The organism is Rickettsia sp. Tenjiku01, assembly GCF_001653015.1.
Classification (GTDB): Bacteria; Pseudomonadota; Alphaproteobacteria; order Rickettsiales; family Rickettsiaceae; genus Rickettsia; species Rickettsia rickettsii.
In genome coordinates this window covers 25,273-46,326 of record NZ_BCMR01000008.1, presented here as the reverse complement: position 1 = coordinate 46,326, position 21,054 = coordinate 25,273, and the positions used below count along the sequence as shown (strand labels likewise).

The window sequence follows — 21,054 nt, the reverse complement described above, 5'->3', positions numbered from 1 at the left end:
CCGATTTTATATTGTTTTGCTATGTTAAAGCTATTACCGGCTGCAACATATATATATTATTTCATCGGTATATTTTTAGCTTTCATGTCATTCCTGCATTTTATAGGCGTTGTTGTAGGGGGTGGCTCCGCTCCTGTCATCCCGCAACTTGATCGCGGGATCCAGTTAAAAATGTTTAGTATTTTTAAGTTATATTTTTGGATACCGTGGTCAAACCACGGTATGACACCGCACGCATTTCTTGATCTACGCAATAATACCTTGTTCATGTCATTTCTGTGGAAGCAGGAATCTAGAAAAAATATAATTGAAATCATTGTATTTACTTTATTGATTCTTTTGTTTTTTCTTTATACCAGAGATGCATCGCTGCATTCTTATGATGATTTCTCACATTGGGGAATATTTACTAAAGAATTGTTATATTTCGGTGTTTTTGAAAATCAGTCTTCGTTAACTTCCATTATTACTACTCATGCCCATTATCCAAGAGGAGCTGCCGTTTATCATTATTTTATGCTGCTACTTTCAGGTTATTCGGACGGTAACGTCTTATTTGCTCATTTCTTATTACATTTAGCATTTCTAGCTCCTTTAGCCGCAAATAAGAAATTGTGGCAAACCGGAATGTTGTTTTCACTTTTACTTTGCGGCGTAGTATTATATACGACCGGAATTCGTTCAATATATAACGATAGTACTATTGGCTTAATGTTCGGAGCTATTTTTGCAATTTATATCCTTGCAAAAGACAAGAAAAAAGCATTATTGCTTATTTTACCTATTACGATATTACTTGCCTCTTTCCGAGAAATTGGAACATGGCTTGCTAGTTTTGCTTCGATAATTCTTATAGCTCATAATACAATTTTTTATAAAAAGCCTAAAAAATCAAGTGATTATATTACGTATCTGATGTTACTTACTTTACCTATTTTGTGTAATTTTATTTGGATGAGTTATTTTAAAAACACCCATGATTTTTTTGACAGATGCGAACATAGTTTTAGCAATTTAGTATATATTGCTGAAAATTTTAATGAACAGCATAGATCATTATTACTAAATTACGGTAAATTTCTCTTGTTATTCTTATTAAAAGAAGGAAGTTTAGTTGTATATACTATTTGTATAGCCGCATGGTACGGAATTCGTAAATATAAACCGGATTTGCTGAAAGAATATAAATTTTTCCTGATAAGTACATTTGCGTGTTTTATAATTTTTGCTTTGTGGCGGTTATATTTATATTTCTTTAACTTTAGTTATGAAGAGGCAATGAGAGGGGCATCGTTACTTCGATATCTTGGATGTTATGTTATAGCTATCGGAATGATTGCAGCTTCGTATGTTAAAAATAGTATTTTCTTACACAAGCAAAGTAATAAAGAGTTATTTATATTCCTTCTGCTTCTTGCTGTTTCTACGTTTTCCGTAGTAAAAAATATACTAAGAATCAAACACTTAAACTTAGAACAAAAGAATTTTATCCAGCAAACAACAGAAGTTAAAAAGCTATTGGAGCAAGGCAATAAAATTGAATTTAACTTTAGCGGTAAGAAAGATAATTTACAATGTTATATATTAAATTATAATCTAGTACCGTATTTAGGTAAGAAATCCTTACAAGAATGCATAAAAGCTCCTAAAGAAGCGATTATAGAAACAAAGGAAGAAGCGGTATACGCTCCTTTTAAATAGCGTTGAGGATTTGTTGCACAGCTCCTATGTCATTCCTGTGTGGCCTTGTTGTGTAGATATTACCCCATCATTGCGAGCAGTTGTAGTACTTGCGTGGCAATCTCATAAAATAATAACAGACTTCTGAGATTGCTTCATCAATTGCTATGCAATTTCCGTAGCTCAGATGGGAAAGCTGATTCACGCAACAACATCACGCGAGAATAACATAAAACCAATATAGATTTTAACAATTATGGATATAAAATATAATTTAGCTGCCGCTTACCGAATAATGGCGTATTTATCGCTGGATGATCATACTTATACGCATCTATCCGCAAGACCTAAAAATGCCGTTTTCTACTATATTTATCCTTTTGGACTAAGATTTGAAGAAGTAACTACAGAGAATCTTTTAAAAGTTAGTTTAGACGGACAAATTTTAGAAGGAGAAGAATATCAATATAATAAAACCGGTTACTTTATTCATGGTAGTATTTATAAAACACGCCCTGATATTTCTGCTATTTTTCATTATCATACTCCTGCAGCTATTGCCGTTTCTGCTTTAAAATGCGGGCTTTTACCGATCAGTCAATGGGCATTACATTTTTACGACAGAATATCATATCATAATTATAATTCTCTAGTACTAGATGCCGACAAACAGAGTAGTAGACTTGTTACTGACCTCAAACAGAATTATGTGATGTTACTTCGTAATCACGGTGCTATTACCTGCGGAAAAACTATTCATGAAGCTATGTTTTATACTTACCATTTAGAACAAGCGTGTAAAACGCAATGCCTACTAAATTCTACAAAAAAACAAGAGCTTATAATCCCTTCCGTAGAAATATGTAAGCAGACGGTAAAAGACTTATTATCGTTTGAAGAAGATTTAGGCAAACGTGACTGGGCAGCCTGGCTACGACTTGTGAAGATGTGATCACAATACTACGACCCCAGCGGCTTTACTTGTTTGTTTTACGGATTTATTGTTGCTTATTGGTAAACCCCACAGCGTAATACTAGCTCTAAATAACTAGCATCATAAAGTGTTAATCCATATTGTACGGCTAAATCCATTGTCTCAAACCAATATATGTTCCAATGTTATTTGATCAATTTTGATGTAAAGATCCTTTAAAGTATAAATTGCTTGGTGACGTTGATTTGCAGTAAGACGTTTTGCACGCTCTGCACCTAATAATACATTTCCAAGCTCAAGTCCCCAAATAGCAGGGACAATTGCTCCTTCTGTTATGGTGTTATCTAGTATATCCAAGCTTGCTACTTCATCAGGCATAAGCCATGATAAAGCAATTGAAGAATCTAAAACAAAAGAGACCATTTTTTACTTCTTACCCTCATTTTTGTAATTTAGCCATACTTTTAAACCCGATGGTTGTAAATTAATTTCTTTTGCAAGTTTTCGAAGTCTAAGAGCTGCAATCTTTGCTATTTCAATATTATTATGAGAATCAATAGGAACAATTTTTGCAGCAGCTTTTCCTCTTTTAGTAATTAAAATTTCTTCACCTTTACTAACTCGGTCTAATAAATGTCTAATGCCTACAACCGCTACCGTGAATATGTGGAGGATGGAGTTTTATATGCTTTAGCATCTTTTTAAGTAGTGTATCACGCTTAAGTTTTGATAAATAATCTAAGAAAGTTTTGCCGTTTAAATAATCTATTTCATGCTGAATTACAGTTGCTAAAAAGCCTTCTGCTGCTAGTTCTTGCTTATTACCGTTATAATCAAGATATTTTACCTTGATTGCTTTTGATCGTGTAATAGATGCTTCAATGCCTGGAAACGATAAAGAACCCTCAATAAAAGTTTGTTTTTCTTCTGAAAAATAAGTTATGTCCGGATTAATAAAAACTATAGGCGATGATTTATTATTTTCATGTAGGTCAACTACCGCTATACGCTTTAATATTCCTACCATATTAGCACCCAAGCCCACTGCCCTTTCTATATGTAAATTCTGAAGCATTTTATCGACAATAGTACGAATATTATCATCAACAATGTCTATATATTCTGCTTGTTTTTTAAAAATATCGTTTGGTGCATAAACTATTTGATAGTAAGGTTTATCTTGATTCATTAATATACTCCGATAAATGAAGAGTTATTTTTGCATTGCTAAATAAAGATCGATATCGTTATTGCGAGCGAGCATTGTTGCGTAGACCGGTTTTCCCGTCATTACAAGGAAATTACAAAGTAATTGACGAAGCAATCCAGTAAAAAATTCTCATTTACAGAATTTTTTAATTATTTTCTAGATTGCCACGCAGCCTACGGCTGCTCACAATGATGACTCAGTGTCCATGCAACAACACCTCCTTGCAATGGTGTAGCTTTTTCACACCATCAATATTTATTTAGCAATACCATTATTTCATTACGATAGCTGATAATATATTCTGATTATAAGGTTCTTGCAAATGATATGAGCGTCTTTTACTTGGATATTTTAACGGATTTGTGTAAGTATCTTCAGCAATATTTTTTATATCTTTGACGCCTGCTTCTTTAAGTTTTAACTCTACAAACGCCGGTAAATCAAACATATAATGATTTTCTTTTATAGAGTTTATAAAAAACTGTTTATTGTTAATATCCTTACTTAAGAAAGCTTTATAATATTCATCATCAACTTCATATGAACTTTGAGCTATAGCAGGACCTATCACTGCTATTAAATTCTTTGCTCCTTTTTCTGTTATTTTAGTAACTATCTTACTAATAATATTATTTATACTTCCTTTCCAACCTGCATGTGCCGCTCCGATTATTTTACCGTCGCCGCTTGCAAGTAATACCGGTACACAATCTGCTGATTGTACCGCTAATACTAAATTTTTCTTAGTTGTAATGCTGCCATCTGCTTCAGGTACGGCAATTATGGACTCATCAGCATTAACAATTTGATTGCCATGTACTTGGTTTAAAATTAAAATATCTTGTGCTTTAAAATAAGTAGTAATAGATTTTTTATTTTCAACTATTTCTGTTTCATTTATAGAGTTATTGTTTTTTATATATCTATGACTAGAATTATTGAATGTTTTATCAAAAATTTTATAATAAACTGATCCGTTTATTAATCCTTCCATGAAAATATCCCATATTAATTATAATAATTTTATTAATACTTTATCCGGTCGTTTACAAAAAAATAAACAGCTAGAAAAAATAATAGCACAATTTCATCAAGACTATAACCTAATCCCTATTATTGGCGTAGAAATAGAGTTTTATTTAAGTCACAATATTGATATAGCTAAATTTGAAATACTTTCAAGAAAATACTTAGCTAGATTTAACATTGCTAAAATAAAAAAAGAAAAAGGCAATAACCAATTTGAAATAGATCTTCCCCCTTCTGTAAACTTAATACAATATATAAAAAATATATTAGAGGTTAAAACTATTTTAAAAAAAATGGCACAGCAGTTAAACGGTTATATAGATTTTTCGCCTAAGCCGTTTTTGGATGATTATGGTAATAGTATGCATTTTCATATTAATTTTAATTCCGAGTTCAATGATGATTATATAATTTTAGCAGCACAAGGGCTATGTCACTATATGTTAGACACCCTACTCGCTTTTATGCCTACTACTCTAGATTATTCACGGATAAATAAAAAATTTATGGCCCCTACGCATATATCGTACGGTGGAAATAATAGAAGCGTAGCCGTACGCACTCCAAATGCTTTGCCCAAACGTTTAGAACATCGCTTATCTTCCCCCGAAACCGATCCATATATAGCAATTTTTACTATTTTAAAGTCAATATTGTTGGCTTTAAAATCTCCAAGTTCGCTCCAAACAATAGAAAAAATTTATGGGAATGCTTTCGATTCACAATATAATTTAACTCCATTACCGACATCATCTCAGGCGAGCTTTATGTTATTTAAACCGGATTTTTTTAAATAATTTGTATTTTGTTCACAAAACCTAAAAACTAAACAATAATTGTTTTTTACAACTAAAATAAAGATTGATATAAAATATTAAATATAAAACTGCCGAAATTGTTTCAATTAAGTATTTTATTTTTTTGATGAAGTGCTTTAAGCTGCACTTCACTCTATATTTTCATAATTTTTCATTAGATAATTAAATTCCGCACCATAGATAAATATCATATTTATAATATAGAAGAATATTAATGTAACTATTATACTACCAAGTGAACCATACATTAGATTTAATTGATTATAGTAGACTATATAAGTTGAAAGCAAATAGCCGCTTATTATCCATAATATCACAGTTAATAAAGCCCCTGGAAATACATCAATAAAATTTAGTTTTATATTAGGTAATATATAATACAAAGATGAGGCACCTAAAAATAATAAAATTAAAATTAAAAAATATCTTATAAAATTTAAAATGATCTTATATTTTTCAATGGTCTCTAATATTATCGGAATTTTTGTAAATAATATTGGAATCACCACTAAAAGAAACATAGTAAAGGTAATCAAGGCACTAATTATAAGAAACTGTATAATACTAAGTAATCTTCTTCTTATATAATGGGGTGGAGATTTTATTTGATATACACGATTTAAAATAGTCCTTAAACATTCTACAAAAGAAGAAGCAGTCCAAATACTGCCTACTATGGCAAGATTCATTAAACTTTGAGGAGGAGCACTTAGTAATTCGCGTATTCTTTTTTCTATTGATTCCGTTGCTTGTTCCGGAAGACTCTCTAGAAAAATTTGTATAAAATTTTGACCAAGTTCTGAAGCTCCTAAAAAGCTTGTTAAAGCTAATAAGAATACTAGGAAAGGGAAAATAGATAAAAGTATCATGAATGACATATATCCCGAATGTTCAACGCCATCATCTTCTATTGTTCTAAATAAGGCTACGTAAAGACAATTAAAAATTTTTCTCATTATAAAAGCTAAGTTGTTATTATTAATTTTATATTTAATCTTAAATAAGTTCGCTGTAAATAATTAATTTATAATTAAAATGAAACTATACTTTATCCTTGATTTGCAATATTAATATAGAAATGAAATTTTTTCCTTGCATTAATTTTATATTTTTCTATAATGATGCACCAAAATTTTACAGTAAATAAGTTTTTAAAACATAAGGTATTCATATTTTAAAAATAATTTTAAAGTTCTTATGATATTTTTATTTGATAAGAAATAATTTTATTCTTTAATAATTATTTACCAAATGATTACAAAAAACTTAAAAAATGTTATTTTATAGTTGCCTATAATATTAATTTATGGTATTATTTCTACTTACACTTGGATAAGTTTAACGGTATTAAATTATTAATAACCACATGTTTTATAATAATATAGGATAATATCATTTTTGTTCAAAGAAAATTTTTAAATATAGATATAATTAGTAACCAAGGAGAGGATAATGGGTAGAAAAAACGATATTATACAAAAAATCGATAGTTTTATCGGCAAGAAAATTTATTCTTTAAGACTCGCTAAGGGGTTGTCTCGTCAACAACTGGCTGAAGTAATTGATGTTACGCATCAACAATTACAAAAATACGAAAAAGCAATTAATAGAATTTCTGTAGGAAGGCTAGTACTAATCGCAGAAGCTTTAGATAGGAATATTGATTATTTCTTTGAAGGTTTAGAAGAAGCTAATAAACCGCAGCCCGTACATACTCAACATCAACGTATGTGCATTGAAGTTTCAAGAAATTTTATGAAAATTAATAGCACAGAAGAACAACAAGCCGTTAATAATTTAGTAAAATGTTTAGCTGGCAAGAAAAACTAAAAACTAATGCATAACGGTAAGCTGCTATCCTGATTACGTTGTGATATAATTTATATCCTCCCCGCAGAAGCGGGAATAACATTGCTTGCCTTGATAATATACAGAATACAAATATTGATCAGCGTTGTGGAGGGGAAGACTCTCTTTTAATAGGTGTTGATTTATTTAAATTTTCCGACTGAATGATATCTCTTGCATTCATTAATGCTCCCATAATTTTTATATTCCCTTTGATATTAACTCTATCTCTTCCTACTACCATTTTAGCTTTTTCAATATCTGGATTATCTTTACTTATAGGTTTTAATTTAGACTTTCCTGATACTACCCTTACATCTTCCGTTTTAACACTAGGGTTTTCAATTGCTTCTGCTCGTTTTTGTTCTTGTAATAACTTATCTATAGCTTGTAAACGTACCTCTTTAGATAAAGTTTTATCATCAATTAAATTAGCTTTAATGAAACTTTGCTGTTCTTCAGTAGAAGATTTAGTACCAAATGCCTTTACCAGCTCATCTACTTTTTTTATTGATTCCTCTTTTTTTTCTTCAAGAGTTTTAAGGTTACCATTTGGAGAAAGCATAGTACGAAAATTATTGACTTTCTCAACTGCAAGCTTAGAGATATTATTTAATATACTAGAAGTTTCTTGTACAATTCTTTCTTCTGCCGACACTACCGGGTCTTTAGATTTTTCTAATGCTTCTATAACAGGATTAACAGCGTTAATTACTTCTCGAGCTTTGTTATATATATCATCGTGAGGCTTGTGTTCTTCTATATTCTGTCCTTTTAACCCTTCAGTTAAATTTTGAGTGTCTCTATCTAAAGCTGCCTCACTCGCTGCATCTTTAGCTTTTTTAAGTGCCTCTTTCTCAGAGTCATTAATATTACTATTATCGATCCCGCTAGAAACTGCCTTAGTTATTTCAGGACCTCCTTTGCCTTCATAAATACCGTCTACTAACCCTTTAGTCATTAGCTCTCTATCAGGTAAATTGGTCTGACTTTCTGCAATACCTTTTTCCGCTGATGCCATAATAAGTGCTTTATTAGGTAAGGATAAAGAGGTATCACTATGAGTAGCTATAGTCTCGCCTATCCCTTTAACAATCGCTGCTTTGTCTTGAGCTTCAAGCGAGCTTCCTGCAACTATGTTAGTAATTTCTTGAATTATTTCGCCTTTTACTTCTGCTGTAGCCGGACCATCTAAAACATTAGACGTAATGGCTTGTATGTTTGTTGTTTTTAATTCAGTATTACTTAGAGGATCAAACAAAATATCATTTACTTTTTTTATTGTATCTTTTTTAGTTTGTTCTGCCGTAATCTTATCTAAATACTGCTGCATCAATTGTTGTTGTGCCAGACTGAGAACTTGGGCTTCTACACCTTTCTTTAATACAGAACCTAATAATTTTTGTTTTGCCGCATTGCTTAATTCAGAGACATTAACCTTATCACCTACTGCTATAAGCATTGTATCTTCAGTAGAAAGGTTACTTGTTATTACAATATCCTTAATACCATCAATTGTTGCAGCTCTACTTGCATCATCTTTAAGACTTAAACCGACGTCTACTGCCTTTTCTAACATCTGCTGTTTTTGCTTCGGCTCAAGATTCTCTGAATTTAAAACGATAGCTACTGTAGCTTCAAGCATTTTTGATTTTTCTAGGTCTGGGGTATTCTGATCATTTTTTATGGTTTCTAATACTGCATTGACTCCAGCTACTTTTGCATCCGGTTTGAGGTTTTTATTATTGACCGTATTTTCAGCTAAAGCAATGATATTAGCCTGCTTTTCCGCAATATCACTTTTCTCATTATTAAGAATTGCCGTGGCTGCTTCTTTAATTAAATCAATTTGTTTATTGCTATCAATTTCTTTTGTTAAACCTGTATTTACATAATTTAATAAATCTTGCATGCTGCCTGATAAAGCCGTAGCTGCATTAAGAAGATTTGGATTCACTTGTTGCGACTGTGGCATTTGTGAAGTCTCAGGTTGCAGTGGTTGGTTAGTAGGAGTAATTGGTGGTACTTGTTGTTTATACTGAGGTGGTTCAACCGATGAACTTGTTGTTTGCTGTGGAGTTATTAGCGGTTGTTCCTTACTTTGTCCTTGTCCTATTATAATATCTTCAGCTTGCGATAAATCAACGCTCTGCCCTTGATTTAGTTCTACCTCCTTCATCATTTCTTTATATTTACCGCGTGTTACCGCAAGTGTATAAATTTCTCCACCATGCTCTATATAAGCTATTGCGTCATCTCCGGTTCCGGCAAATTTTAAAGGTTTTGGTGAGCTTATTTCTTTAAGTTGAGGTTTACCATTTGGTCCTTCTTCGTAGTGGGCAGTGAAATATACGGCTTTATCTTTGAAGGGCTTTGTGCCATCAGCTTTTAATGCTACCATCGATAAATGCATTGACCCATCGGCTTTATCAAGTTTTATAGGAAAATCTATTTCCCTATATGAGCTGATCTGAACCTGAGTACCGTCTTGTTTAGCTAAAGTAAAAGGCTTAGTTTTAACAGTTGTTTCATTTAAGGTACAGAGTTCATCACCTGCATCATTTTTAACTACTGTTGCTCTAAGATCGCTTGCACTTACGTGATTTTCCCACTGTACCGGTTTAAATCCACCAGGGTATCCACTAGCGGCACTAAATGTATTATGCACATTTTTATAGCCGGCTATTTCTATTGATTCTAATTTCTTTTTAAGCTCAGGATTTTCTAAAGCCTTATCAATAAATGCTCTATTAGCCGGATTACCGAAAAAAGTACTTAATGTTTTATCTTTTTCTTCTTCTATTTCTTTTCTTTTTTGTTCAGCTAAATCACGGTCTGTAAGGGCTGCCAGGTCTTTTAATATTTGTTCTATTAAATTATCTTTTTGCGGTTGTATAATTGTTTCTCTTACAGCCTTGGTTATTGGGTCTGATGTCTGACTGTCAGGAGAGATATTGTCCGATAAAGCACTAATTGAAGGGGTAGATTGAGCAGAAGATGCAGAAGTAACGATAAAACCATCGTCAGCTTCTAGTTCTGGGGTTGTAGTTTGAGATAAAAATTCTTTTTGCTCTTGTTCTAATGTTTGCTTTTGTGCTTCTGTATATTCCTTATTTGCTAAAGGATCAAATTCACTTGTATCTAGGTTACCGTCTTTACTCATAAAACCTCTCATTTAACCAAAAATTAATTAGCATAAACTGTAAGTGATGCGTAGTCAAGCCGATATTGTTACATTGATCTTTACCCTCTATGTCATTCCCGCCTAGGCGGGAATGACATAACATATCCTTTTTCACAGTTTGAGTTATACTGTCAAAGATAGTATATAGAGATTTTAGTAATATCAAGAAAAAACTAATATTATTGAGAAAATTTAATAGAATTTTTATATTCTTTATTGAGTGCTTTAGTTGCCCAAAGCCAGGTTAAGCAAGTAATTATAAATATAATCATTAAACAGATGGAAATAGATTGATAACTAGCGGAAGGTAATATTATAAATACCAATGATTGTAAAAATGCACTACCAGATTTACCGAGTTTTGTACCTATCACGTCGGCAGCAGCTTTGCCTTTTATTTTTATTTCCGGATCTAAAGGAACATAGGCCATTTCTTTTGTGGAATCAAATAAGGTATATTTGCTTGATTTACTAAGCACATTTTGAATAGCACCTATTGTTATAGCAATTAAAGCAGGATCGGTTAGAATAAAATTTGCTATTATTAAGCCGGCAAATCTTTCAAAATTATTAACGGCAAAAAATAATATACCGGTAATAAAAACTATTAAAGGGGTGATAACAGCCGCCGTAAACCAGCCAAGTCTTCTAACTATATTTGAGCCAAGTACGACAAATAAAATAGTAAATACTCCGGTATAGCTCAAATAACTTCCTATAAAGGCTGCATATTCGGTTGGAGTTTTATAAATTTTAGTAGCTGCTGCTTTCCAAGGACCTTCTACTAAATTAATGGCAATGCCATAGCAGATAAGCAAAGTTGCAATTAATCTAATATGTCTTGACGATAGAAGCATCTGAAAACTTTCGACAATAGTCATAGATTTTTTCTTTGCTTTAAACCTGAGTAACGCCATATGCTCTTTGTCTAGTACTTTATGATTAAGCAACCAAAAAGTTTTAATGGCTATTATTCCTAAAATTAATACTATAGTTAGTATAATTTGTATAGAAAGTGTATGAAAAGACGATTGCAATGCAAATTTATTAGTTACGTAATCATTAATATTACTTAGATTTTCTAAAAACTGCCCTGCTAAATAAATACCTGTTTGACTAAGTAAACCGAATAACGGATAAAATCTTTTAGATTCTTCTACTGTAGTAATATTATTAACAAACTGCCAAAAAAGTAATGCGAAAACTACGTTTGGCCATAATTCGGCTATTATATAAAATAACGAAAAACACCATTTTGATAAAAGCAATATAAACCATTTTAAATTAGGTAAACTTGCCGTTAAATTTTGAACGGTTACAGGACTGAAATGCAGCATTTCATGATTTGGGAAAATAACGTAAGCAAAAAGAGCAAAGAATGTTAAAAATATTGATATAATAAGATAAAATATATTTTCTGCTTTCATCTTATTAACAAGCTTTACATATATAGCAGTCATTAAAAAAGCTGACGGCATCACTCCCCAAAACTTCAAAAACGAGATAATCTCGGCACCGATCATAGTAGTAACAATACTATCTTTTAAAGCTCTGATTAGATTTTGGATAAATAAAATACAGAACATTAATAAAGTGATGAATAAAAATTTAGAAACTTCATGGCGTTTTATAGGCCAGATATAATCGGTAAGTTTAGAAAAATAGCTATTGATTTTAGAGGAAGAATTTTCTATATTACTGGGGTTAATCGTCATTATTTGGTCTAACCTATCTTGCTATTGGCTAGAGTTATATATTAAAGATTGTCTAAATTTAAGTCAAGTTAAAATCAAATTAAAATGAGTAATTATTGGTTAAATATTTATAAACCAAGAGGTATAAGTTCTGCTCAACTTGTTAGCATAGTAAAAAAAATACTCGGTAAAACCAAGATAGGACATGCTGGTACTTTAGACGTAGAAGCGGAAGGAATATTACCGCTTGCCGTAGGTGAAGCTACAAAACTGATACATCTGCTAATTAATGCTAGAAAAACCTATATTTTTACCGTAAAATTCGGAATGCAAACCAATAGCGGCGATTATGCCGGTAAAGTAACAGCAACGAAAGATTGTGTCCCTTCTCAAGAAGAAGCTTATGCAGTATGTTCTAAATTCATCGGTAACGTAACACAAATACCGCCGGCTTTTTCAGCTCTTAAAGTTAACGGTGTAAGAGCTTATAAATTGGCTAGAGAAGAAAAAAAAGTAGAATTAAAGCCACGAAATATAACTATTTATGATCTAAAATGTTTAAATTTTGATGAGAAAAATGCTACCGCTACATACTATACGGAATGCTCAAAAGGTACTTATATAAGGACTTTAGCAGAAGATTTGGCATTGTCCTTGCAAAGTTTAGGATTTGTGATAGGATTACGCCGTACTCAGGTTGGAATATTTAAAGAAGAAAATGCTATCCGAATTAAATCGCCTGACGAAATTACCAAAAATTCCCTAGAGGAAAGAAGTATAAAGATAGAAGCAATACTGGACGACATCCTGGTTCTTGATGCAACTGACAGCCAAGCACAGCAAATTAAATATGGACAGAAATGTTTATTTAATTATGAAAAAGACTTTAGACATCTTGCCAAATTTGCTTATAGAGAGGAATTTAAAGGCAACACGGAACGCAGCACCACAGCGTACACTTTAGTACGTGAGGATGCGAGTACCGGATTGATGTACAAATTACCTCTAGAAGTAGAGTTTGGCAAGATGTCTGTTGATCTTTTGTGGGTTCGCTATAAAGGCACTTTGCTTGCAATAGGTAGCTTAAACAAGAGTTGCTTTAATTCTTTACGAGTATTTAATTTAACACAAGACTTCTTTTAAAACTGGAAGTCTATATATTTAAGGAGAAATTATCGATGTCGATTACTACAGAACGTAAACAACAATTAATTAAAGAATATGCTATAACGGAAAATGATACCGGTTCAAGTGCAGTGCAATGTGCTATCTTAACTGAAAGAATCAATAATTTAACCGAGCATTTTAAATCTAACCATAAAGATCATACTTCAAGACGCGGATTATTAATTTTAGTCGGGCGCCGCCGTAGATTACTTAACTATATTAAAAAGAATAATGTTAGCAAATATTTAGATTTAATAAGTAAGCTAGGAATTAGAAAGATTAAGTAGTTGGATAATCGTCATTGCGAGCAGCCGTAGGCTGCGTGGCAATCTCGTCAAATATCCTGAGATTACTTCGTAATTTTCCTTGCAATGACGTGGTAGAATACAATAAAATATAAATTATGAAATGAGATAAATAGATGTTTAACGAAATAACTAAGAGTGTTACATGGAACGGGCAAGTTCTTGAGCTTAGTACAGGTAAAATAGCAAGGCAAGCTGACGGGGCAGTTACGGTAAAAATGGGTAATTCCGTTTTATTATGTACGGCAGTAGTAGCTAACAAAGCAAAAGAGGGCATAGGTTTTCTTCCTTTAACAATTAATTATAGAGAAATGGCATATGCTGCCGGTAAGATACCAGGGGGATTTTTTAAACATGAGGGAAAAGCATCAGATAGAGAAGTTTTAGTATCTCGTTTAATAGATAGACCGATTAGACCATTATTTCATCCGGCTTTTGTGAATGAAACGCATGTAACTTGCAGTGTTCTTTCATATGATCCTGAAACTCCGGTAGATATACTTGCAATTATCGGTGCATCGGCTGCACTTAGCCTATCCCCTGCTCCTTATCTAGAAATAGTTGCGGCAAGTAAAGTAGGTTTAATCAATGGTGAATTTGTTTTAAATCCGACACTTGCATTATTAAAAACAAGTCAGCTTGATTTAGTAGTTGCAGGAACATCAGATTCAGTAATGATGGTTGAATCGGAAGCTCATTTACTTTCTGAAGAACAAATGTTAGAAGCCGTAAAATTTGGATTTGAAAGCTTTCAGCCGGTAATAAAGATAATTAAAGAACTAGCAGAAGAAGCTAAAAAACCAAAACTTGAAATGCAAGCTTTATATCCTGCTTCATTAAAGAAAGAAATTGAGAAGTTATTTGTAAAAGAAATTGAACAAGCTTTTGCAATGAAATCTAAACAAGAACGTAGCACTAATTTAGATTTAATACCTGAAAAAGTTCTTACACATTTTGTAAGCGACATAGAAAATAAAAAATATAGTAATTATCAAATCGAATCAGCTTTAAAAGCTATTGAATCAGATATATTACGTAACGAGATTTTAGAAAAAAATAGACGTATCGATGGAAGAAGTACCACGGATATAAGACAAATTGCTTGTGAAATAGGTTTACTACCTTCCGCACATGGTTCAGCTTTATTTACTAGAGGTGAAACGCAAAGCTTAGTTAGTACTACATTCGGTACTAGTTTAGATGAGCAGATAGTTGACAGTTTAGAGGGTGAGTATAAAGAGCGTTTTATGCTCAATTACATCTTTCCGCCCTACTCTGTAAATGAAGCAATGCCGATGAAAGCACCTAGTCGTCGTGAAGTCGGACACGGTAAACTCGCATGGCGTGCTATCAATCCAATATTACCTAATAAAGTACAATTTCCTTATTCTATTAGAGTAGTTGCCGAAACTACGGAATCTAACGGTTCTTCTTCAATGGCAACTGTTTGCGGTAGTTCTCTTGCTTTAATGTATGCCGGCGTACCGATAAAAGCACCGGTTGCGGGTATTGCTATGGGACTTGTTAAGGAAGGTAAAAATTTTGCCGTATTATCGGATATTCTCGGCGATGAAGATTATTTCGGTGATATGGACTTTAAGGTTGCAGGAACTAGTGAAGGGATTACTGCATTACAAATGGATATCAAAATATCCGGAGTAGATTTTAAAATAATGAAAGTAGCTTTAGAGCAAGCACGACTCGGTCGTTTACATATACTGGAGCAAATGAATAAAGTTATCAGTAAACCAAATAACGAACTAAGTAAAAATGTTCCTTCTACTACTACTATAAAAATAGATAAGGATAAAATTAGAGATATTATAGGACCGGGCGGTAAAGTAATAAAGGAAATTTGTGAAACTAGCGGTACTAAAATAGATATAAGCGATGACGGTACGGTGTCTGTTTATGCTTCAGATAGAGATAAGCTAAAAGTTGCCTTAGATAAAATTAAAGCTATTGTCGTTGAACCTGAAATCGGTGAAATATTTAACGGTACGGTAGTGAAAGTCTTAGATTCCGGTGCTTTTATTAATTATGTAGGTAATAAAGACGGCTTTGTTCATATTAGTGAAGTATCAGGAGAAAGAATAGAAACGGTTAGCAGTGTTTTAAAACAAGGCGATATAGTAAAAGTTAAGCTAATAGGCTTTGATAATAAAGGCAAAGCAAAATTAACTATTAAAAATGCCGATAAAGATAAATCTTCAAATAATACAAAGCCAAAAACTAATGTTAATAATACTCAGGACAATTCAGAACCTGAGCAGCGACGTAATTCTAGTAAAAAACGAGCTTGGAATGAAGATAATAATGCTGAAACTGCTGAAGTAATTACAGAACGTAAGTATTTTAATTGATATGAAGCTTAATCGTCATTGCGAGGAAATTACGAAGTAATTGACAAAGCAATCTCAGGAGTTTGTTATTATTTCATGAGATTGCCGTGCAGCATACGGCTGCTCGCAATGACGGTTCGGGTATCCACAAAAATAGCTCATAATACTATAATTTGCTGGATACAATGAGTAAATAAATGACCAACACAAATAATTACCGAATCATCGCAAAGAGGGTTATTTCTAGTGAAGCAAGTGCTTTAGAAAAATTATCCGAAAATATCCCTGAAGACTTTAACAGAATTATAGAATTTTTACTATCTTTCAAAGGACGGATAATCCTAACCGGCATAGGCAAAAGCGGTTATATTGCAAGAAAAATAGCTGCTAGCTTTTCTGCAACCGGTATGCCTGCTTTTTATTTACATCCGGCAGAAGCAAGTCACGGCGATTTAGGTATGGTGACGAGAAATGATCTAGTAATCATGTTATCTAATTCCGGCGCAACTAAAGAACTATTTAATATAATTGAATATTGCAAGAACTCTTCCATAAAAATCGCTGCAATGACAATGAATAAAAATTCTACTTTAGCTAAAAGAAGCGATTTTTTATTAAAAGTACCTGAATACCCGGAAGCTTCTGTAATTGGCGTTCCTACTATATCATCTTTAATCATGCTATCACTCGGTGATGCTTTAATGACTGTTATACATGAAAAACGAGGCTTTACTAAAGATGATTTTAAAATTTATCATCCGGGAGGTACAATCGGCGCTAATTTAACAAAAATTAAAAACCTAATGCGTAGCGGTGATGAAATACCTTTAGTATATGAAGATACTTCCTTTGCCGAAACTATAATTATTATGAATAAAAAACGTTTAGGTTGTACGCTTGTAACAGATAAAAACCAAAATTTGGTGGGAATTATAACCGATGGGGATTTACGTCGTCATATTAACGATCAAATCCACTTAAAAACAGCATCAAGCATTATGACCAAAAACCCTATTCATATCTCATCGGAAATATTTGCAAAAGAGGCTTTAAATTTAATGAAAGCCAAGAATATCACTAATATACCGATTGTTGATGATAATATTATTATAGGCATTATTCATATTCATGATTTACTACGCATAGGGGTTAGCTAAAATCTATGCTCTCTTCTTATAAACGGCGAAAAAAAATTTGGAAATCTGTATCTCTTTTAATAACAGTTGGAATTTTATATATAGGATATATATTAATTAAAAGCGGTTATATTAATACAAAAAACGATATTAACGTTACAAAAAAAAGTTTAAAAGATAATAAAAATTTTGATTTAAAGTATAATATTATATTGAAAGATTCAATTTTTGAAGGAGTAAATAAAAATTTAAATGCGTATAAGATTAAAACTGAACGAGCTATAAAAGAGTCGAATAACAAATATAAACTAGATATAATAAATGCTATTTATAACGTAAATCAAGACCAAACTCTTATTATCAATGCGAAAGAAGGCTTTTTAGATGAAGAATCAAACATATTAGATTTAAAAAACGATGTAAAACTTTTTTTTGATGAGATCATATTTAACACTAACGATGCAAGGATTGATTTAGTAAATAAGAATATAACCGGTCATTCCCCTGCTAAGTTACTTTACAAAAACTCTTCAATTACTGCGGATAGTTTTAATACAAAAGCTGAAAATAATATTATAATTTTTAAAGGCAATGTCTCTACAATCATTGATTTATCGGATTAGACATCTTGCCAAACCAGCTTATAGAGAGGGCATTTAAAGGAGACATGGAATGTAGCACCACAGCGTACAAAGAAGTACTTGAGGATACGAGTACCGATTCAACGTCTGAATTACCTCTAGAAGCGCAGTTTGGAAAGATGTCTATTATTAAACTTGTTTTACTTCTTATAATTAGTACTATAATATATGCTAATGATAAAAATATTTCAAATTTACATATCACATCTGATAGTTTAATTATTGATAGAACCAAACAAAAAGCAGCATATCTTGGAAATGTTATTGTTTACTTCGATAATGCGATACTTAGAACGGAAGAATTATATATTTTTTATAAAACAATAGATGAAAAGCAAACTATTGATCATATAGTTGTCCCTACTAAATTGACTGTAGAAAGAAAAATAAATAATGAATTATTACTTGCAGATAGTGCTAAATATTTTTGCGATAATAAACAACTTATTCTACTTGGTAATGTAATATTACAGCGTGACGATAATGTTTTAAAAACTAATAAACTAATCTACTATGTAGATATTATTAAAAAATAGAGCTATTTACCGTTGGTACGTCATTGCAAGCGATTGCAAGAAGTGTGACAATCCAGAAAATAATTAAAAAAAATGCTAAAGATTAATATTTTTAACTGGATTGCTTCGTCAATTACTTACGTAATTTTCTCGCAATGACGTTGAAAATTAATCCACGCAACAAAATCTTAACAAATAAAAAAGATGGACAGCTTACACGTTAAAAATATATCAAAATCCTACAAAAAAAGGAATATATTAACTGATATATCTCTGAATATAAAACAAGGAGAGATAGTTGGTTTATTCGGTCCGAATGGAGCCGGTAAAACCACTTGCTTTAACATTATTATCGGTTTAATGAAACTGGACTCAGGACAATTACTTTTAAATGATATAAATATTACCAACTTGCCTATTTATTTACGAGCAAGGCTTGGACTCGGCTATCTTCTTCAAGAACCTTCGATATTTCGGGAATTGTCGGTTGAAGATAATATTAAGGCTGTAGTTGAGATATCTAACAATGATAAAGAAGTAATTGAACAAAAAACCCATAATTTGTTAGAGAAGTTTTCGATAGTTCATTTAAAAGATTTATCCGCTGCTAGCTTATCAGGCGGTGAAAGGCGTAGGCTTGAGATTGCACGTGCACTTGCAATAGAGCCTAAATTTATCATGCTTGATGAACCGCTTGCCGGTATTGACCCGCTTGCTATTTCCGATATTAAAAATCTAATTACTTATTTACGTGAATTTAATATAGGTATATTAATTACCGACCATAATGTACGTGATACTCTAGATATAGTCGACCGTGCTTATGTTATTTTTGAAGGTAAAGTATTATTAGAAGGCAGTGCTAAGGAAATAGCAAATAGCAAGAAAGTTAAGGAAGTGTATTTAGGTGAGAGCTTTAGTTTCTAGACTATGCAAATTCATCATTGCAAGCGACTTGCAGGTGTTGTTGCATGGATTATTTTATGTCATTCCCAGCCTACGCGGGGATAACATCGAGTAGGTTTTCCGAGCCATGCAACAAGGCTCTTTTGTAGGAATGACATAAGAGCCATGTAATAATATTCAAAACAGTTTTCTATGCAAATTAACAAAGAAATTTTTAGGGCTTATGATATAAGAGGCAATAGCCTTAAAGATTTAACGGAAGAAGTAGCTTATACAATCGGCTTTGGTTTTGCCGAGATGACTATAACGAAAGATAACGATAAAATCTGTGTCGGTTTAGACGGTCGGCTTAGCTCCCCTACCCTTTGTAAAGCTTTAGAACTAGGATTAACTAATGCAGGGGCTGAAATCATCAATATTGGTGTAGTTCCAACACCAGTTTTATATTTTGCCGATAAACACTTTACGCCCGCCGGTAGTATTATGGTCACGGGGTCACACAATCCTCGTGACGATAACGGCTTTAAAATACTACAAAACGGTAAACCTTTTTTCGGTGATCAGATACAGGAGTTATTGACTAAGATTTTGGATAACTACTCCAATACCACACCAGCATCCCCTTATGTCATTCCTGCGAAAGCAGGAATCCATAATATACAATCTAAATACCTAAAACGTATTTTAGATGGAATAAACATTAATCCAAAATTAAAAGTGGCTTGGGATTGCGGCAATGGAGCAACCGGCGATATTGTTGAAGCACTTAAAAAGCATCTCTCAAACAAGAATATAATCATACATAGTAAGATTGACGGAAATTTTCCAAGCCATCATCCTGATCCTACAAATCCTGCTAATTTGCAGGAGTTAATAAAAGTGGTTAAAGAACAAAATTGTGACCTTGGTATAGCTTTTGACGGTGACGGTGATAGAATCGGCATTATAAGCTCAAGCGGTAAAATATTATTAGGTGATCAAATTTTATGCATTTTTGCTGAGGATATTTTAAAGGAAAATCCAAACGCAACTATAATAGTTGATGTAAAAGTCAGCCAATTTATAGTCGCTAAAATAAAATCATATGGAGGACATCCTATAATATGGCGAACAGGTCATCCTTTTATTAAAAGCAAAATGCTTGAGACAAAGGCTTTACTCGCTGGCGAAATGAGCGGGCATATATTCTTTGCCGATAAATATTTTGGTTTTGACGATGCAATTTATGCAGCTCTTAGATTTTTAGATTTACTTAGTAGATCAAGTAAAACTCTAGATGAGATAATAGAAGATGTACCGAAAAGCTATAGTACACCGGAAATTAAAATTTCTGTTCCTTCAGAGTTAAAATTACAAATTATTAAAGAGATTAAAGAAAAATCATTAGAAGAAAAAATAGAGTTTAATGATATAGACGGTATACGGGTAAATACTGCACATGGTTGGTGGCTCTTACGTAGCTCTAATACCGAATCTATTATAGTTGCAAGGGCTGAATCAGATAGTAAGAATGGTTTAGAGGAAACAATCACTATAATTAATAAATATCTTGAAAAATACGGGTTATTAATTAATTATTAAAACATTAATGCTTTCTAAAATATTATTTTATATATTTTTCTTACATTAAATTAATATAAAGAAA

19 protein-coding genes are annotated in these 21,054 nt (G+C 32.2%); 12 read left to right on the top strand and 7 right to left on the bottom strand.

What is annotated here, in order from left to right; genetic code table 11:
- The first annotated feature begins 21 nt into the window (after nt 1-21).
- Together TENJIKU01_RS10180 and TENJIKU01_RS02760 are read left to right on the top strand one after the other, a co-directional pair.
- Nucleotides 22-1,701, top strand: coding sequence for a hypothetical protein (locus tag TENJIKU01_RS10180; RefSeq protein ID WP_410528024.1), 1,680 nt, complete (start codon nt 22-24; stop codon nt 1,699-1,701).
- Nucleotides 1,702-1,936: 235 nt separating this feature from the next.
- A complete protein-coding gene (locus TENJIKU01_RS02760) occupies nt 1,937-2,632 on the top strand; it encodes a class II aldolase/adducin family protein (RefSeq protein ID WP_064429120.1) in 696 nt (231 codons plus the stop codon).
- Between the two features lie 144 nt (nt 2,633-2,776).
- Here TENJIKU01_RS02760 and TENJIKU01_RS02755 read toward each other — a convergent pair whose 3' ends face one another.
- The 4 genes from TENJIKU01_RS02755 to pgeF form a co-directional block, all read right to left on the bottom strand.
- Nucleotides 2,777-3,037, bottom strand: coding sequence for a type II toxin-antitoxin system VapC family toxin (locus tag TENJIKU01_RS02755; protein ID WP_064429119.1), 261 nt, complete (start codon nt 3,035-3,037; stop codon nt 2,777-2,779).
- A gap of 3 nt (nt 3,038-3,040) precedes the next feature.
- The gene (locus TENJIKU01_RS07350) at nt 3,041-3,289 is read right to left on the bottom strand and encodes a type II toxin-antitoxin system Phd/YefM family antitoxin (RefSeq protein WP_082894493.1); all 249 of its coding nucleotides are present in this window, start codon (nt 3,287-3,289) and stop codon (nt 3,041-3,043) included.
- Entirely contained in the window at nt 3,252-3,803 is a 552-nt protein-coding gene (gene def, locus TENJIKU01_RS02750; RefSeq protein ID WP_064429118.1) for a peptide deformylase, read from the bottom strand. Before def ends, TENJIKU01_RS07350 begins: the two co-directional genes overlap by 38 nt.
- Nucleotides 3,804-4,095: 292 nt before the next feature.
- On the bottom strand, nt 4,096-4,818 hold the full coding sequence (pgeF, locus tag TENJIKU01_RS02745) for a peptidoglycan editing factor PgeF (RefSeq protein WP_064429117.1): 723 nt from the start codon (nt 4,816-4,818) through the stop codon (nt 4,096-4,098).
- Here pgeF and TENJIKU01_RS02740 point away from each other — a divergent pair.
- Complete coding sequence (locus TENJIKU01_RS02740; RefSeq protein WP_064429116.1) at nt 4,817-5,650, top strand: glutamine synthetase family protein; 834 nt, start codon at nt 4,817-4,819, stop codon at nt 5,648-5,650. The genes pgeF and TENJIKU01_RS02740 overlap by 2 nt on opposite strands.
- Nucleotides 5,651-5,799: 149 nt before the next feature.
- Here the strand turns inward: TENJIKU01_RS02740 and TENJIKU01_RS02735 are convergent, their stop codons facing one another.
- Complete coding sequence (locus TENJIKU01_RS02735) at nt 5,800-6,627, bottom strand: YihY/virulence factor BrkB family protein (RefSeq protein WP_064429115.1); 828 nt, start codon at nt 6,625-6,627, stop codon at nt 5,800-5,802.
- Nucleotides 6,628-7,123: 496 nt separating this feature from the next.
- Here TENJIKU01_RS02735 and TENJIKU01_RS02730 point away from each other — a divergent pair, with 496 nt between their 5' ends.
- Nucleotides 7,124-7,501 (top strand): helix-turn-helix domain-containing protein, encoded by a 378-nt coding sequence (locus tag TENJIKU01_RS02730; protein WP_010977292.1) that lies wholly within the window; start codon nt 7,124-7,126, stop codon nt 7,499-7,501.
- Nucleotides 7,502-7,619: 118 nt separating this feature from the next.
- Here the strand turns inward: TENJIKU01_RS02730 and TENJIKU01_RS02725 are convergent, their stop codons facing one another.
- On the bottom strand, nt 7,620-10,682 hold the full coding sequence (locus TENJIKU01_RS02725; protein WP_082894492.1) for a Sca4 family spreading effector: 3,063 nt from the start codon (nt 10,680-10,682) through the stop codon (nt 7,620-7,622).
- A gap of 200 nt (nt 10,683-10,882) precedes the next feature.
- On the bottom strand, nt 10,883-12,418 hold the full coding sequence (gene tlc4 / locus TENJIKU01_RS02720; protein ID WP_064429113.1) for an NTP/NDP exchange transporter Tlc4: 1,536 nt from the start codon (nt 12,416-12,418) through the stop codon (nt 10,883-10,885).
- Nucleotides 12,419-12,502: 84 nt separating this feature from the next.
- On the opposite strand from tlc4, the gene truB reads away from it, so the two are divergent.
- The 8 genes from truB (at nt 12,503) to TENJIKU01_RS02680 (ending at nt 20,990) form a co-directional block, all read left to right on the top strand.
- Nucleotides 12,503-13,540: a tRNA pseudouridine(55) synthase TruB gene (gene truB / locus TENJIKU01_RS02715; RefSeq protein ID WP_064429112.1), complete on the top strand. Its 1,038-nt coding sequence runs from the start codon at nt 12,503-12,505 to the stop codon at nt 13,538-13,540.
- Nucleotides 13,541-13,575: 35 nt separating this feature from the next.
- Nucleotides 13,576-13,851, top strand: coding sequence for a 30S ribosomal protein S15 (rpsO, locus tag TENJIKU01_RS02710; protein WP_004995678.1), 276 nt, complete (start codon nt 13,576-13,578; stop codon nt 13,849-13,851).
- Nucleotides 13,852-13,985: 134 nt separating this feature from the next.
- Nucleotides 13,986-16,232: a polyribonucleotide nucleotidyltransferase gene (gene pnp / locus TENJIKU01_RS02705; RefSeq protein ID WP_064429111.1), complete on the top strand. Its 2,247-nt coding sequence runs from the start codon at nt 13,986-13,988 to the stop codon at nt 16,230-16,232.
- Nucleotides 16,233-16,408: 176 nt separating this feature from the next.
- Nucleotides 16,409-17,368, top strand: a complete 960-nt coding sequence (locus TENJIKU01_RS02700) for an SIS domain-containing protein (protein ID WP_064429110.1) — start codon at nt 16,409-16,411, stop codon at nt 17,366-17,368.
- Between the two features lie 5 nt (nt 17,369-17,373).
- Nucleotides 17,374-17,970, top strand: coding sequence for an LPS export ABC transporter periplasmic protein LptC (gene lptC / locus TENJIKU01_RS02695; protein WP_064429109.1), 597 nt, complete (start codon nt 17,374-17,376; stop codon nt 17,968-17,970).
- 137 nt (nt 17,971-18,107) lie between these two features.
- Complete coding sequence (locus TENJIKU01_RS02690; protein WP_410528025.1) at nt 18,108-18,524, top strand: LptA/OstA family protein; 417 nt, start codon at nt 18,108-18,110, stop codon at nt 18,522-18,524.
- A gap of 183 nt (nt 18,525-18,707) precedes the next feature.
- A complete protein-coding gene (gene lptB / locus TENJIKU01_RS02685) occupies nt 18,708-19,430 on the top strand; it encodes an LPS export ABC transporter ATP-binding protein (RefSeq protein ID WP_004995684.1) in 723 nt (240 codons plus the stop codon).
- A gap of 171 nt (nt 19,431-19,601) precedes the next feature.
- Complete coding sequence (locus TENJIKU01_RS02680; protein WP_064429108.1) at nt 19,602-20,990, top strand: phosphomannomutase/phosphoglucomutase; 1,389 nt, start codon at nt 19,602-19,604, stop codon at nt 20,988-20,990.
- The last annotated feature ends 64 nt before the right edge of the window (nt 20,991-21,054 follow it).